The sequence below is a fragment of the Ancylobacter sp. WKF20 genome (genome assembly GCF_029760895.1).
Classification (GTDB): Bacteria; Pseudomonadota; Alphaproteobacteria; order Rhizobiales; family Xanthobacteraceae; genus Ancylobacter.
This window is the reverse complement of sequence record NZ_CP121679.1, coordinates 3,332,778-3,347,858: the sequence shown is the minus strand read 5'-3', so window position 1 is coordinate 3,347,858 and position 15,081 is coordinate 3,332,778. Positions and strand designations below refer to the sequence as shown.

14 protein-coding genes are annotated in these 15,081 nt (G+C 70.5%); 6 read left to right on the top strand and 8 right to left on the bottom strand.

Annotation, left to right across the window (positions count from 1 at the left end):
* From AncyloWKF20_RS15360 to AncyloWKF20_RS15335, 6 genes are all read left to right on the top strand, one after another.
* Nucleotides 1–1,071 (top strand): ABC transporter ATP-binding protein, encoded by a 1,071-nt coding sequence (locus AncyloWKF20_RS15360; RefSeq protein WP_279314882.1) that lies wholly within the window; start codon nucleotides 1–3, stop codon nucleotides 1,069–1,071.
* 80 nt (nucleotides 1,072–1,151) lie between these two features.
* Entirely contained in the window at nucleotides 1,152–2,624 is a 1,473-nt protein-coding gene (locus AncyloWKF20_RS15355; protein ID WP_279314881.1) for an NAD(P)/FAD-dependent oxidoreductase, read from the top strand.
* 5 nt (nucleotides 2,625–2,629) lie between these two features.
* Entirely contained in the window at nucleotides 2,630–3,220 is a 591-nt protein-coding gene (locus AncyloWKF20_RS15350; protein WP_279314880.1) for a 2-hydroxychromene-2-carboxylate isomerase, read from the top strand.
* A 3-nt stretch (nucleotides 3,221–3,223) separates the two neighbouring features.
* Nucleotides 3,224–3,739, top strand: coding sequence for a CMD domain protein (locus AncyloWKF20_RS15345; protein ID WP_279314879.1), 516 nt, complete (start codon nucleotides 3,224–3,226; stop codon nucleotides 3,737–3,739).
* A gap of 2 nt (nucleotides 3,740–3,741) precedes the next feature.
* A complete protein-coding gene (locus AncyloWKF20_RS15340) occupies nucleotides 3,742–4,344 on the top strand; it encodes a peroxidase-related enzyme (RefSeq protein ID WP_279314878.1) in 603 nt (200 codons plus the stop codon).
* Complete coding sequence (locus AncyloWKF20_RS15335; RefSeq protein ID WP_279314877.1) at nucleotides 4,345–5,691, top strand: MATE family efflux transporter; 1,347 nt, start codon at nucleotides 4,345–4,347, stop codon at nucleotides 5,689–5,691.
* Nucleotides 5,692–5,705: 14 nt separating this feature from the next.
* Here AncyloWKF20_RS15335 and AncyloWKF20_RS15330 read toward each other — a convergent pair whose 3' ends face one another.
* The 8 genes from AncyloWKF20_RS15330 to AncyloWKF20_RS15295 form a co-directional block, all read right to left on the bottom strand.
* The gene (locus AncyloWKF20_RS15330) at nucleotides 5,706–6,725 is read right to left on the bottom strand and encodes a diguanylate cyclase (protein ID WP_279314876.1); all 1,020 of its coding nucleotides are present in this window, start codon (nucleotides 6,723–6,725) and stop codon (nucleotides 5,706–5,708) included.
* Nucleotides 6,722–7,747, bottom strand: a complete 1,026-nt coding sequence (cheB, locus tag AncyloWKF20_RS15325) for a chemotaxis-specific protein-glutamate methyltransferase CheB (RefSeq protein WP_279314875.1) — start codon at nucleotides 7,745–7,747, stop codon at nucleotides 6,722–6,724. The genes AncyloWKF20_RS15330 and cheB overlap by 4 nt, the downstream gene beginning before the upstream one ends.
* 14 nt (nucleotides 7,748–7,761) lie before the next feature.
* Nucleotides 7,762–10,011: a hybrid sensor histidine kinase/response regulator gene (locus AncyloWKF20_RS15320; RefSeq protein WP_279314874.1), complete on the bottom strand. Its 2,250-nt coding sequence runs from the start codon at nucleotides 10,009–10,011 to the stop codon at nucleotides 7,762–7,764.
* Nucleotides 10,008–10,622 (bottom strand): chemotaxis protein CheW, encoded by a 615-nt coding sequence (locus AncyloWKF20_RS15315; protein WP_279314873.1) that lies wholly within the window; start codon nucleotides 10,620–10,622, stop codon nucleotides 10,008–10,010. The genes AncyloWKF20_RS15320 and AncyloWKF20_RS15315 overlap by 4 nt, the downstream gene beginning before the upstream one ends.
* Complete coding sequence (locus tag AncyloWKF20_RS15310; protein ID WP_279314872.1) at nucleotides 10,622–11,923, bottom strand: protein-glutamate O-methyltransferase CheR; 1,302 nt, start codon at nucleotides 11,921–11,923, stop codon at nucleotides 10,622–10,624. Before AncyloWKF20_RS15310 ends, AncyloWKF20_RS15315 begins: the two co-directional genes overlap by 1 nt.
* Nucleotides 11,920–12,399, bottom strand: coding sequence for a chemotaxis protein CheW (locus tag AncyloWKF20_RS15305; RefSeq protein WP_279314871.1), 480 nt, complete (start codon nucleotides 12,397–12,399; stop codon nucleotides 11,920–11,922). Before AncyloWKF20_RS15305 ends, AncyloWKF20_RS15310 begins: the two co-directional genes overlap by 4 nt.
* Nucleotides 12,400–12,413: 14 nt before the next feature.
* The gene (locus tag AncyloWKF20_RS15300) at nucleotides 12,414–14,027 is read right to left on the bottom strand and encodes a methyl-accepting chemotaxis protein (protein ID WP_279314870.1); all 1,614 of its coding nucleotides are present in this window, start codon (nucleotides 14,025–14,027) and stop codon (nucleotides 12,414–12,416) included.
* A gap of 91 nt (nucleotides 14,028–14,118) precedes the next feature.
* Nucleotides 14,119–15,057: an alpha/beta hydrolase gene (locus tag AncyloWKF20_RS15295; RefSeq protein ID WP_279314869.1), complete on the bottom strand. Its 939-nt coding sequence runs from the start codon at nucleotides 15,055–15,057 to the stop codon at nucleotides 14,119–14,121.
* Between the last annotated feature and the right edge of the window lie 24 nt (nucleotides 15,058–15,081).

The window sequence follows — 15,081 nt, the reverse complement described above, 5'->3', positions numbered from 1 at the left end:
ATGCAGCCTGTCGTCCAGTTCCGCAACGTCAACAAGCTCTATGGCGCGACACCCGCGGTCGCCGATCTCGATCTGTCCATCGCGCCCGGCCAGTTCGTCACCCTGCTCGGCCCCTCCGGCTGCGGCAAGTCGACGACGCTGCGCATGCTCGGCGGCTTCGAGCTGCCAACCTCCGGCGAGATCCTGCTGGACGGGCTGGACATCACCCGCCTGCCGCCCAACAAGCGCAATGTGAACATCGTGTTCCAGGACTACGCGCTGTTCCCGCACCTCACCGTCGGGCGCAACGTCGCCTTCGGGCTGGAGCTGAAGGGGCTGTCTTCCGACGTCATCCACCGGCGCACCATGGAATTGCTGGCGCTGGTGCAGCTCGGCGATTTCGCCGACCGGATGCCCTCGCAGCTCTCCGGCGGCCAGCGCCAGCGCGTCGCGCTGATGCGGGCGCTCGCCCCGGACCCGGACGTGCTGCTGCTCGACGAGCCGCTGAGCGCGCTCGACGCCAAGCTGCGCGAGCAGATGCAGATCGAGCTGAAATCCATCCAGCAGCGCACCGGCAAGACCTTCCTGTTCGTGACCCACGACCAGGAGGAGGCACTCACCATGTCCGACGTGGTGGTGGTGATGAATGGCGGGCGCATCGAGCAGATGGGTGACCCGCACACGCTCTACGCCTCGCCGCGCAGCCGCTTCGTGGCCAATTTCATCGGCCAGAGCAATCTGTTCGAGGCGCAGGTGCTGGGCCTTGAGGGCGAGATGGCCGTGCTCTCCTGGGCGGGCCAGACCGTGCGCGCCCGGCGCAACGGCACCAGCCCGGCCATCGGCGCGCGCGTCGCCTTCATCGTGCGGCCGGAATCGATCTACTGCCTCGGCCAGACGCCGGGCGACGCCTTCGCCGTGCCCGGCCGCGTGGTGCGCCGCATCTTCAAGGGCAGCCACACCACGGTGGAGATCGAGCTGGCGGGCCGCCAGAGCGTGACCGCCGAGCTTGACCCGGAGGCGCTGGCACGCCTTGCCGGCGACGAGGTGCTCGTTGGCTGGCGCTGGGAAAACGCGGTGCTGCTGGCGGACTGAAACCGGCCCGCCACCGACCTGACGCACACATGCCCGCGCGCCGGCCGCATGGGCTTGAGACCGCTTGGAAAGGAACGACCATGACCAGTCAGGGGATCGAGGCGCTCGATGAGCTCAACCGCCGTGTGCGGCATGACCTCGCCTGCCTCAACTATCCGCCGGCCAACTGGTCGGTGCCGGCGCCCTCGCCGGACGGCCGCCCGGTCAGCGATGTCGTCATCATCGGCGGCGGCATGTGCGGGCTGGTGGCGTGGTTCGCGCTCACCCGCGCCGGGGTGCGCAATATCCGCATCATCGACAAGGCGCCCAAGGGCAAGGAAGGCCCGTGGGTGACCTATGCCCGCATGGAGACGCTGCGCTCGCCGAAGATCCTGCTCGGCCCGGCGCTCGGCATGGCCTCGCTCACCTTCCGCATGTGGTTCACCACCCGCTTCGGCGAGAGCGCGTGGGAGGAGCTGTTCCGCATCCCCCGGCCGATGTGGATGGACTATCTCAACTGGTACCGTGACGTGCTCGCTATCCCCGTCGAGAACGACACGCCGGTCTCTCGCATCCTGCCGCGCGCCGACGGGCTGATGGAGCTGGAGATCGCCGGCGGGCCGGGCATCCTCACCCGCAAGGTGGTGATGGCCACCGGCCGCGACGGGCTGGGCGAGCCGACCATTCCCGATTTCGTCGCCCCGATCGAGCGTCACCGGCTCTGGGCGCATTCGGCCGATCCGGTGGATTTCGCCAGGCTCGCCGGCAAGCGCGTGGTGGTGATCGGCGTCGGTGCCTCGGCGGTGGACAATGCGGCGGAGGCGCTGGAGGCGGGAGCCGCCGAGGTGCGCCTGCTCGCCCGGCGCCCGACCATGCCCACCATCAACAAGCTGATGGGCATCGGCTCCTATGGCGTCACCGCTGGCTTCCCGCGCATTGCGCCGGAATGGCGCTGGCGGATGATGGACTATTCCACCAAGCAGCAGACCCCCGCGCCGCATAATTCCACCCTGCGCGTCAGCCGCCACCCCAACGCCTTCTTCCATTTCGACTGCGGCATCGGCGCGGTGCGCGAGGAGAACGGGGAAGTCGTCATCACCACGGTGAAGGGCCGCGAGTTCCGCACCGATTTCCTCATCCTCGGCACCGGCTTTTCCATCGACCCGGTGGCGCGCGAGGAACTCGCCGACTACCGGGACGCCATCGCCTGCTGGGAGGACCGCTTCACCCCGCCGCCGGAGGAAGCCAATCCGGGCCTTGGCCGCTTCCCCTGGCTGGCGGAGGACTTCTCCTTCACCGAGAAGGTGCCGGGCACCGCGCCCTGGCTCGCCAATATCCACTGCTTCAATTACGGGGCGACGATGAGCCTCGGCAAGGTCTCGGGCGACATCCCCGCCATCAGCGAGGGCGCGCACTGGCTGGCGCAGGGCATCGCCGGCGGGCTGTTCATCCGCGACATCGACGCGCACTGGCAGGCGCTGCTCGCCTACGCCAAGCCCGAACTCGACGGCTCGGAATGGACCGATGCCGATGCGCCCGTTGCCGCCTCCATTCCCCAGCAGAAGACAGCGTGAGAGCCATGCGCAAGACCGTCTATTACTACCACGCTCTGTCCTCGCCCTGGGCCTATCTCGGCTGGCCGCAGTTCAAGGCGCTTATCGAGAAGCATGATCTCGACGTGGTGGTGCGCCCGACCCGCATCGTGCCGGAGAATGGCGGCGTGCCGCTGCGCTCGCGCCCGCAGCCGCGGCAGGACTATCACGCGGTGGAGCTCGATCGCTGGCGCAAGCGGCTGAACATGCCGCTGGTTCTGAAGCCGGCTCACTACCCGACCAATAACGAGTTCTCCGCCCGCATGGTCATCGCCGCCGACCGGCTCGGCCTGCCGGCGCTGGAGCTGAGCCATGCCTTGCTGCGCGCGCTGTGGAGCGAGGAGAAGGACGTGACCGACCCGGCCGTACGCATCGCGGTGGCCAATGCCCTCGGCCTCGATGGCGAAAAGCTTCAGGCGATGGAGGACGAGCCGGCGATCATGCAGGCCTGGCTCGACAGCCACGAGGAAGCGACGCGGCGCGGCGTGTTCGGCACCCCGACCTGGATCTACAAGGACGTGCTCTATTGGGGCCAGGACCGGCTGAGCTTCCTCGATGAAGCGCTGTCGGAGGATTGAGCGATGAGCGACAGCGCAACCGCACCGCTGCCGGATGTCATCGACACGGTTCTTGGCCTCGATGGGTCGTCGCCGACGCTGGCGCTGCGCCAGCAGCGGGAGAGGCTCAAGCAGCTGACCCAGACCAGCTACCTCGCCGCGCTGCGCCCCGCCGACCCCCGCAACTTCTCCTATGCCCGCCGCGCCGCGCTCGCCGCGCGCATGGCGGCGGCGTGGAAGGCGACGGAGCTCAACGCCCATTACACCGCCGCGCTGGCGGCCGAGGGTGGCGACGCTGAGGACGTCCGCATCGCCGATCCCGCCTTCCGGCCGGACGACGCGGCGAGCCCGCTCGCCGTGCTGCTGCGCCATGTCGACCTCGTCACGCTGAGCCCCAAGGCGGCGACCCGCGCGAATATCGAGGCGCTGAAGGCCGCCGGGCTGGATGATCGCGACATCGTTGCCCTCGCCGGTCTCATCGCCTTCGTGAATTATCAGGTGCTGCTCGTCGCCGGCCTGAAGATGCTGCGGGATCATTGACCATGAGCGACGCTCCCTCGACCGACACCCGCGAACCCGTCCACGCCTTCACGACCGAAGCGCTGGACTGGCGCCCTTATGTCGGCATGGTCGACTATGACAGCGCCACGGACGCCCAGCGCGAGGCGCTGAGCATGACGCCCTCCAACAAGGGCATCTCGCCCTATGTGCTGGTGCTCGCCCATGAGCCGGAGGCGCTGCGCGAGCGCACGCCTTTGTTCAACGACATCATGTACAGCGAGGGCGGCCTGTCGCGCGGCGGGCGCGAGCTCGGCGCGCTCGGCGCCTCCGTGGTCAATCGCTGCGTCTATTGCGCGGCCGTCCATGCCGCCCGCTACATCCAGCTCGAGAAGAAGCCGGAGGTGGTGGAGGAGATCTACACCCGCGAGACCAAGGCGGACCTGCCGGCCCCCGAGCAGGCGCTGTTCGACTTCGCGGTGGACCTGACCGCGAATCCCGGCGATGTCGGCGGCTACCATCTCTATCACCTGCGCAATAGCGGGCTGTCCGATCTGGAAATCCTCGACCTCATCCATTCGGTGGCCATTTTCGGCTGGGCCAACCGGCTGATGCACACGCTCGGCGAACCGCTGCGAAAGGCCTGAGTGGACCCGCACGCCCCTTCCGCCAGCCCCGCGGTCCGGCCCTTCACGGTCGGCCATGGCGATGTGCTGCGCATCGCCGTGCCGATGATGGCGGCGTACCTCTCGACGCCGCTGGTCGGGCTGGTGGCGACCATGGTGGTCGGCCAGCTCGGCGAGGAGGCGCTGATCGGCGGCGTGGCGCTGGCCGCGGTGATCTTCGACGTCATCTTCGTCTCGTTCAACTTCCTGCGCGCCGCCACTGCCGGCTTCACCGCCCAGTCGCTCGGGGCCGGCGACCGGGTGGCCGAGCAGCGCATGCTGCTGAGCGGGCTGCTGATCGCGCTCGCCGGCGGGCTGCTCATCCTCGCCGTCCATGCCCCGCTCGGCCGGCTCAGCCTCGCCGTGCTCGGGGCGGAGGGCGAGGTGGCGCAGGCGGCGCGCGTCTATTTCGGCTGGCGCATCTGGTCGGCGCCCTTTGCGCTGGTGAATTTCGTCATTTTCGGCTGGGTCATCGGCCTCGGCCGTTCGGTCAGCGCCATGGTGCTGCAAACCCTGCTGAACGGGCTCAACCTCGCCTTGAGCCTGTGGTGGGTGCTCGGTCTCGGCTGGGGGCTGGCAGGTCTCGCTCTCGCCAGTCTGGCGGCGGAGGCGGTGACGACGCTGGCCGGGCTGGTGCTGATCGCCGTCCGTACCGATCGGCGGCTCTGGACCCTGCCGAGCCTGCCGGAGCTGAAGCGGCTGTTCTCGGTCAATTCCGACATGATGATCCGCTCCTTCGCGCTGCTGCTCGGGCTCTCCTTCTTCACCCGGCAGAGCGGCACGCTGGGCATCCACATCCTCGCCGCCAACACCATCCTGCTGCGCTTCTACTTCTTCGGCGTCGCGTTTCTGGATGGCGTCGCCACTGCCGCCGAGCAGCTTGCCGGGCGGGCGGTGGGCGCGCGCTACCGCCCGGCCTTCGACCGGGTGATCGCGCTCACCACGCTGTGGGGCTTCGTCTTCGCGGTGCTGGTGTCGCTCGGCTTCCTCGCCCTGTCCGGCACGGTGATCGCGCTCGCCGCGCCGGGACCGGAGGTCGCCCGGCTCGCTTATCTCTATCTGCCCTATGCGGTGGCGCTGCCGATCATCGGCGTCATCGCCTTCCAGATGGACGGCGTCTATATCGGCGCCACCTGGTCGCGCGAGATGCGCAACCTCATGCTGGCCTCGCTGGTGCTCTATGTCGCCGCCTGCGCCGTGCTCCAGCCGCTCCTCGGCAATCACGGGCTGTGGATCGCGCTCGGCCTGTTCCAGTGCGCGCGCAGCATTGCCTTCCGCTGGATGCTGCCGCGCCTCGCCACCCGCACCATGGGCCCGGCCTCGGCCTGAGCCTCACCCGCCCCTCAGGCGATGAGCTCGACCTCCACCCGGTCGCGGCCATTCGACTTGGCGCGGAACAGCGCGAGGTCGGCGGCCTTGATGAGGTCTTCCGGGCTCACCCCGTCGGCTGGCACCATGGCGGCGGCGCCGATGCTGATGGTGACATGGCCGCCCTCGGCGGGAATGTCGAGCGCGTGGATGCGGCCCATGATCTGATCGGCCACGGCCTGCGCGCCGGCGAGCTCGGTGTTGAGCAGAACCACGACGAATTCCTCGCCGCCGAACCGCGCCGCCAGATCGCCCGAGCGCCCGACCCCCTCCTGAATGGCATCGGCGACCTTGCGCAGCACGTCGTCGCCGGCCAGATGGCCATGGCTGTCATTGTAGCGCTTGAAATTGTCGACATCGATCATCAGCAGGGCGATGGGCGCGCGGGTGCGCAGCGCGCGGCGCCATTCGGCGAGCATGTACTCGTCGAAATAGCGCCGGTTGCCGAGCCCGGTCAGCCCGTCGATGCGGGTGAGGCGCTCCAGCTCCAGATTGGCCTGCATGAGCTGGCGCTGGCTCTCGCGCAGCGCCGCATAGGCCGCGTCGCGCTGGACGTGATCGAGATAGGCGCGGGTATGGTAGCGGATGCGCGCGATGAGCTCGATGCGGTCCGGCAGCTTGACCAGATAGTCATTCGCCCCGGCCTGGAAGGCGGCGCTCTTCACCGCTGGCTCGTCCTTGGCCGAGAGCACGATCACCGGCACGGCATGGGTCGCCGGCGTGTCGCGGTAGCGGCGCACGAGGTCGAGCCCATCCATGCCGGGCATGACGAGATCCTGCAGGATGACGGTCGGCTTCACCTCCTCGGCGATGCGCAGCGCTTCCAGCGGGTCGGTGCAATAGTGGAAATCGAGATCCGACTCGGTGGATAAGGCGCGGCGCACGGCCTCGCAGATGAGCACCTGGTCGTCCACCAGCAGCACCATGGAGAGGTACTTCTCCGCCCCCGGCGGAAGTTGGGCCCCGTGCGGATCAAGGTCCGTGTCGCGTGTCATGGAACTACCTCGTCTGACGGGCGGCCGATCACCTCGGTGAGGCGGTCGGCGATGAGAGCGAGCGGCAATATCTCGGCGGCCGCGCCGAGCGCGGCGGCGGCCTTGGGCATGCCATAGACGGCCGAACTCGCCTGATCCTGCGCGATGGTGAGATGGCCCGCCTTGCGAAGGCTCAGCAGGCCCTGGGCGCCGTCGCGCCCCATGCCGGTGAGCAGCACGCCCAGAAGCGGACCCCGCCAGTGGCGGGCGGCGCTCTCGAAGAACACATCGACCGAGGGCCGGTAGGGATAGCTCACCGGTTCGGCGGTGTAGGCGAGATCGCCGGCGGCGGTCAGCACCATATGGTCGGCGGTGGCGGCGATCAGCAGCGTCCCGGCTTCCGGCCGGTCGCCGCTCGCCGCCGGGCGTACCGACAGGCGTGCCTGCTGGGCGAGCCAGCTCGCGAGGCCCGGCACGAATTTCGGGTCGACATGCTGCACCAGCACCAGCGCGGCGGGAAAGCCGGCGGGAAGCCGCGAGAGCACCGCCGCCACCGCCGCCGGTCCGCCCGCCGAGGCGCCGATGGCAATGAGCGTGCGCGGGCCGCGCGTTTCCGGCATCGCCGGGGCCGGGCGCGGCGTGCGTCCGTCGCCGACCAGCTTGCCGATGGTGGCGATCTTGGCGAGCAGCGTGGCGGCCGGCGCCACCGGGTCGTCGCCGCGCGCGGTCGGGATGTCGACCGCGTCGAGCGCGCCATGGCCCATCGCCTCATAGACGCCCGAGACGTTGGCATCGATGCTGGCGGTGACCAGCAGGATCGGGCAGGGCGTCGCCGCCATGATGCGGCGGGTCGCCTCCACGCCGTCCATGTGCGGCATGGTGATGTCCATCAGCACGAGATCGGGCAGGTCGCGCGCGCAGGCCGCCACCGCCTCGCGCCCGTCGGCGGCGATCCAGGCGACCTGATGCTCCGGCGCGGCGACGATGATCCGGCGCAGCAGCTCGGCGGCCATTGGCAGGTCGTTGACGATGCCGATCCTCATGCCCCTGCTCCCGCTCATCCGACGGCTGGCCCGATGAGATCGGTCACCGCCTGGATCAGCGTCTCGTCATGGAAGCTGCCCTTGGTCAGATAATAGTCCGCGCCGGCGTCGAGGCCACGGCGCCGGTCCTCCTCGCGGTCCTTGTAGGAGACGATCATCACCGGCAGGTTGCGCAGGCGGGGGTCGCGGCGCATCAGCGTCACCAGCTCGATACCGTCCATGCGCGGCATGTCGACATCGGTCACCACGAGGTCGAAGCTCTCCGAGCGCACGACGTTCCAGCCATCCATGCCGTCGACGGCCACCTCGACCTCATAGCCGTGATGGTCGAGCAGCTTGCGCTCCAGCTCGCGCACGGTCAGCGAATCGTCGACCACCAGCACGCGCTTGCGCCGCTGCGCGGGGGCGCTGCCGCGCGGCCCGGCAATGCCGCGCAGGCTGCCGGCGGCGGCCAGCTTGTCGGCCGAGCGCAGCAGGTCGTCCATGTCGACGATCAGCACTGGGGCCCCGTCCTCCATCAGCGCGGCGGCGGCGATGTCCTTGATCTTGCCGAGGCGCGGATCGAGCGGGCGCACCACCAGCTCGCGCTCGCCGCGAAAGGCGTCGACCACCAGCCCATAGGCGCCGGCGCCGCTGCCGATCACCACCACGGCGAGATCGTCCCCGTTCGCCTCCGCGTCGCCCAGGCCGAGCAGCTCATGGGCGGTGACAAGGCCGATGCGCTGGCCGTCGAGGCCGATATGCGGGCGCCCTTCCAGAAGCTGCACCGCCTCGCGCGGCACCCGCAGCGTGCGGGTGAGCCCGGCCAGCGGCAGCGCATAGGGTTCGCCGGCAATCTCCACCAGCAAAGTGCGGATGACCGAAAGGGTGAGCGGCAGCTCCAGCAGGAAGGTGGTGCCCGCGCCCGGCTGCGTGGTCACGCGTACCTTGCCGCGCACCTGCCGCACCATGGTCTGCACCGCGTCGAGCCCGACGCCGCGCCCGGAAACGTCGCTCACCGCCTCCTTCATCGAGAAGCCCGGCAGGAACAGGAAGTCGAGCAGTTCCCCCTCGCTCAACCCCGCCGCCGCGTCGGCGCCGATCAGCCGGCGGGTGACCACGGCGTGGCGCAGGGCGGCGAGGTCGATGCCGGCGCCGTCGTCAACGATGAGGATCTGCAGCAGCCCGGCATGGTGGCGCGCCTCGAGGCGGATCACGCCTTCCTCCGGCTTGCCGGCGGCGCGACGCTGCTCCGGCGTCTCCAGCCCGTGGTCGATGGCGTTGCGCAGAAGGTGACCGAGCGGGGCGTCGAGCTGGTCGAGAATGTCGCGGTCGATGCCGGTCGAGCCGCCGATGATCTCCAGCCGCGCGCTTTTGCCGAGCGCATGGGCGAGGTCGCGCACGGTGCGGGAATAGGCGCGCACGCCGTCCTCGAAGGGGCGCATCCGGCTCGCCAGCGTCTCGTTATAGAGCCGGTTGGCGAGATCGGTGCTGCGCCGGTCGAGCGCGTCGAGTTCGGCCAGCCGCGCCTCCAGCGCCTGCCGGCCATCCTCCAGCGCGCCGCGCGCCAGCATCAGCGCCTGCGCGGTCGGGCCGTCCTCCGTGCCGGGCGGCAGGGTGGCGCGCACGCTATCGAGCGCGCGGGCGAGAGCGGTGTGCTCGCGGCGCAGCCGGGTGAGGCTGTCGGCAAAGGGGCGCAGCCGCCGCGCCTCGATCAGCGATTCGCCGGCGAGGCCGAGCAGGCGCGTCATGCTCGTGGCGGTGATGCGGATCATCCGCTCGCCGCTCTCGCTGACGGGCTCGGGCGCAGATGGCGGGGCCAGGCGCGCCGGTTCCGGCGCCACCGGGGGCGCAGGGGGTGGTGCAGCGTGATCCGGCGCGGCCGCCTGCGCCAGCGCGGCGAGGAAGCCGTCGATCTGCGCCGCGACCGGGCCGTCCTCGGCGCCCTCCGTCGCCGGGTCGGCGACCAGCGCCAGCAGGTCCACGCCGCGCAGCAGCGCGTCGATCGGGGCGCGGCTCAGCCGCAGCGTGCCGTGCTGGGCGGCGACGAGGCATTCCTCCATGGCGTGCGCCACCCGCACCGCCGGCATCAGCTCGACGATGCGTGCCGAACCCTTGAGCGAATGCGCCGCCCGCATCGCCGCTTCCAGATGCGGCGCCGAGGTCGGCTCACGCTCCAGCGTCAGCAATGCCTGCGTGAGCGCCTGCGACTGCGTCTCCAGCTCGGCGCGGAACAGGTCGAGCATGGAGAACTGGCTGAGATCGGGGGTGCCGGAGGTGCTCATGCCAGCCCCCGCCCGAGCGCGTCGAGCAGCGCCGGCCCGTCGAGACGGCCGACGGCGTGGCCCTGCCAGTCGATCAGTGCGTCGGTGAAGCGCGACCCTGCCCGCTCGACGGTGGCGGGGAGCGGGCGCAGTTCGGCTTCCATGCACCGGTGCAGGCCATGCACCTCGTCGGCCTCGAAGGCGACGCGGCGGCGTTCGGCATCGCCGATCACCACGAGCCGGGCGAAACCGGTGCCGCGCTCTCCATCGCTGGCCTCGGCGGTGCCGAGGAGTTCGCCAAGCGCGACCTTCACCAGCAATTCGCCGCGCACATTGACGATGCCGCGCACCAGACGGTCGCGCCGGTGCGGCAGGCTGTGGCTGCGCCGGGGCTCGGTGATCTCCGTCACCAGCCCGGCGGGCAGGGCGAGCCATTCGCGGCCGAGGCGGAAGATCAGCACCTTCGCCGCGCTGGCCTGCGCCGCCTCGGTCTCGCGGCGCGGCGCGGCGATGTGGCGGGCCCATTCGGCACGGTAGCCCTCCGGCAGCGGGCGGGCGAGCAGGCCGCCGGCGCCGGCACTCGTGCCCGCCGCAGGGGCGTCCGGCTTGATATCGTCGTCGGGCGCCGCCATCAGACGTCACCCTGCGGGCCGAGCCGCTCCAGCCGCGCGCGCAGCCGGGCCGCCCCGGCCTCGTCGCCATTGCGCCGCAGAAGAAGGGCGAGATGGGCCAGCGCCTCGCGGTGGTCCGGCGCGAGATAGAGCGCCTTGCGGTACTGCTCGGCGGCGCCGGCCGCGTCGTCGCCGGCGTCGCAGGCAAGCCCCAGCAGATAGAACACACCGGCCGAGGGCCCGAAGGCGGCGATGTGCCGCTGTGCCGCCACCTTGGCCTCGGCAAGACGCCCGGCATTGGCCGCGCCCTCGATCGCGGCAAGGCTCGTTGCTGCCGCGTCGCCGCTGGCGGATGGCGCCGCCGGGGACGGCGAGACCGGCCCGCGCGGCGCGACGAGGCGGGGCGGGGCGGTAGCCGGGGCGTGGGTTGCCGGCCGGGCGACGGGGCGCGCCTCCGGCTTCGGTGATGGGCGGCGCGCCGGGGCCGCCGGGCGCGGAGCAGGGCGCGGCGTCGGCGCCACACGGGTGAAGGCAAAGGCCATCGGGCTGCGCAGCGAGGCATAGCCATTGAGCAGCGGCAGGCCGGATTCCGCCGGCCCCACCAGCAGCAGCCCGTCCGGCGCCAGCCGCGCGCCGAGCCGCTCCAGCGCCCGGATCTGGTCGGCGCGGTCGAAATAGATCAGCAGGTTGCGGCAGAAGATGACGTCATAGGCCGGCTCGCCCAGCAGCAGGCCGGGATCGAACAGATTGCCGGTGCGCAGCCGCACCGGCGCGCGCACGGCCGCGTGGGGACGGTAGCCCCCGTCCACCGCCTCGAAATAGCGCTCGCGGAAGGCGAGGTCGCGGCCGCGAAACGAATTGCGCCCATAGAGGGCGCGCCGGGCCTCGACGATGTTGCGGGTGGAGACGTCCACCGCGTCGATCACAAAGCCATCGGCGGGAATGCCGGCATCGAGCAGCGCCATGGCCATGGAATAGGGTTCCTCGCCGGTCGAGCAGGGCAGGCTGAGCAGCCGCAGCGGACCGGTATTGCCCGCCCGCCCGGTGAGGTGCTGCGTCATGGCCGCGAAGGCGCGGGGATCGCGGAAGAACCAGGTCTCCGGCACGACGATGGCGTTGACCAGCTCCTGAAGCTCGGCCGGGTCGGCGGCAGCATGGCGGGCATAGGCGGTCTCGTCGGCGATGCCGGTGGCCGCGAGGCGCTGGCGCACGGCATAGGTGATCGTATGGGCGCCGAGCGTTCCGGCATCGAGCCCGATCGTGCCGCGCAGCAGGCTCTCAATGGGGCCGTGCTCCGTCCTGTGGCTTGCCGCCGCGCTCATGGCCGCACCTCGCCGCTCGCCGTGTCTGCGGGGCGGAACAGGATGGCGCGGATGTCGTCGGTCAGCAAAGCCGGTGCCTTGACCCATTGCAGCAGCCCGTCCGCATCGGCGGCGACCGGGCCGAGATAGGCCGGCATGCCGGCCTCCACGCCCGTCGGCACGAAATCGGACGGCGCGCGCTGCACCGTGGCGATTACCTCCTCGGCGGCGAGCGCCAGAAGCGCGGCGCCCTCGCCCGCTTCCGGGTAGCGCAGCAGGATGATGCGCGAGCTCATCACCTCCGCCACGGGCTGCCCGGTGGCGAGGAGCGCGAGGTCGAGCAGCGGCACGGGCTGGCCGTGATAGCTGATGAGGCCGGCGATCCCCGCCGGCGCGCCGGGCAGCGCCTTGGCGGCGACGAGCGGCAGCACCTCCTCGACCTGCCGCGCATCGAGCACGTAGCGGTCCTTGCCGATGCGGAATGTGAGGAACAGCACCGTCGCCCCCGGGCTCAGGCCCTGAGCCTGAACCGCGCGATCGAACTGCGCAAGCCGCCGGACACCTGGCTCAGCTCGTCAATGGCAAGCGTCGACTGGTGCAGCGATTCCACCGTCTGCTGCGCCGCCTCGCTGAGCTGGCCGAGCGCGTCGCTGATCTGCTCGGCGCCGGTGGCCTGGGCCTGCATGCCCTCATTGGCGATCTCGAAGCGCGGCACGAGGCCCTGCACCTGCTGGATGATCGCCGTGAGCTGGCCGCCGACTTCCTGCACCTCCGTCATGCCGCGGCGGACCTCCTCGGAGAACTTGTCCATGCCCATCACGCCGGCGGCGACCGCCGACTGGATGTCGCGCACCATCTGCTCGATGTCATAGGTCGAGGTCGCCGTCTGGTCGGCGAGGCGGCGGATCTCGGTCGCCACCACGGCGAAGCCGCGCCCGTACTGCCCGGCCTTCTCCGCCTCGATGGCGGCGTTGAGCGAGAGCAGGTTGGTCTGGTCGGCCACCTTGGTGATGGTGGTCACCATCTGGTTGATGTTGCCGGCCTTCTCGCTGAGCACGGCCAGCTTGCCGTTGATGGCGCCCGCCGCCTCCATCACATGGCGCATCGTCGCTTCCATGCGGGCAAGGCCGGCCTGGCCGCCGCCGGCCAGCGTCGCCGTCTCCTCGGCGACATGCGACACCTCGGTCATGGTGCGCACCAGCTCGTTCGAGGTGGCGGAAATCTCCTTGGCGGTGGCGCCGATCTCGGTGGTGGTGGCGGCGATCTCGCTGGAGGTCGCCTGCTGCTCCTTGGAGGTGGCGGCGAGCTCGGTGATCGAGGTGTTGACCTGGATGCTCGACTTCTGCACCTGCCCGATCAGCGCGGTGAGCTCGTCCGCCATGGCGTTGAAGCCATCGGCCAGCGTGGCGAACTCGTCGCGCCGCGCCAGCGTGAGCCGGGTGCTGAAATCGCCGGTGCGCATCACGCCGACCGCGCCCACCAGCGTGCCGAGCGGCACGGTGATGGCGCGGAACAGCAGCCAGCCGCTCAGCAGCGACAGCGCGGCGGCCACGATGAAGCCGAGATAGAGCCCGATCTCGGCGTTGCGGATCACCGCGACGATATGATCGGTCGAGGCTTCCTCCGCGGCCTGATTGAGCGCCACCGCCTCGTCCAGCACCTTGTCGATGGAGGCGAGGCGCGGCATCAGATCGGTGCGGATCGCCGCGTGCAGCGCGTCGGCCGGAAGGGTGAGCGCGGCATCTTCCGCCGGCCAGAAGCCGTTCGCCGCGGCGTGCAGCGCCTCGTAATTGCGCCGGTCCTCCGGGGAGTCCAGCGTTGCCTCATAGGCCGCGAGACCCTGCGTGATCGTGGTCCGGTTCGCCTTTAGCTGCTCCAGCACCGTCGCGCGGCCGTTGCTGTCGGTCTCCAGCGCGACGGAGGTCAGAAGCCCCTGCGCGCGGGCCCAGGCCTCGCGCATCTTGAGGCTGGCGATCAGCGCGGGGACGGTGCTGGTCTCGATGGTCAGCGCTTCCTGCTCGGCCTGGCGGAACCAGCGATAGCTCACCGCCGTCACCGCGCTCAGCACCAGCAGCACCGCCAGGAAACTCGCAAGAATGCGGTGGCGGATCGTCAGTCGGGTCATGACCAGCTTTCATCGCAAGCGAAATGTAGAGGCCGCAAGGTAGCAGGCAGATATTGCCACAATATTGCTCAAATCCTTGATGGTGAAGGTATCAGGGTAAGATAACCCTGCGTCCGGGCGTGGATGCCGGCAGTTTGCCCTGCGTCAGCCAGGCGAGCGGGATGGGCCACAGCGTGTCCTGAAAGCGCGCATGGAAGAAGGCGAAATGGCCTATTTCGGCCACGCCGATGTCGGCGGGCGCGATCCGCAGATGGGTGCGCGCCGCGCCGGTGAAATGGCCGAGCGCCCGCTCCAGCGCCGGCACCGTGCCATAGGGATCGTCCTCCAGCCCGATGGCGAGCAGCGCCGCGCGGGCGGTGGCGAAGCGCGCGACGAGACGCTCGGCCTCCCCGGGACGGTGCCGGCGCACGCTTGAGGGGTAATGCGGGCCCATGCCCGCCCAGTCGCGCGCGACGCCCGCCGGCGTGTCCTCCATCCAGCCGAGGCGGCCGCCGGGAAAATAGCCGGCCATCCAGCTGAGCGCGGGCATGGCGACATGCCATTTCAGCACCATGCCGGCGCGGGAGCGGGGGGCGTAGTCGCGCCAATGGGCGTATTGCGCGCCGACGGTCACCGCCCGCCGAACCTGCGCATTGGATGGCGCGAGGCCGAGGGCGACGCCGCCGAAGGAATGCGCCACGAGGTCGAGCGCGTCGCCGGGGAAGCCTTGGCGCATGAAGGCGAGCGCGCCGTCCAGATCCTTCTCGCCCCAGTCGGTCCAGTCGGCTTCAAAGCCGCGCAGCCGCACGGGCCGGCTCGCGCCAATGCCGCGATAGTCGAAGCTGAGCACGTTGAAGCCATGGCCATGCAGCCAGCCGGCGAAGCGGGCGTAATAGCGCGCCCGCACCGACGTCGCGCAGGCGATGACCACGCTCGCCTGTTGCGGCGCCCCATCCTCATGACGCCACAGCGTGCCACCGAGCTCATAGCCGTCGGCGGCGGGAAAGCGGACGGGCAGGCCGGGAGGGTAGGGGATCACGGGGGTCGTCACGCGGCGGCACCTCTCGGCCCCGAG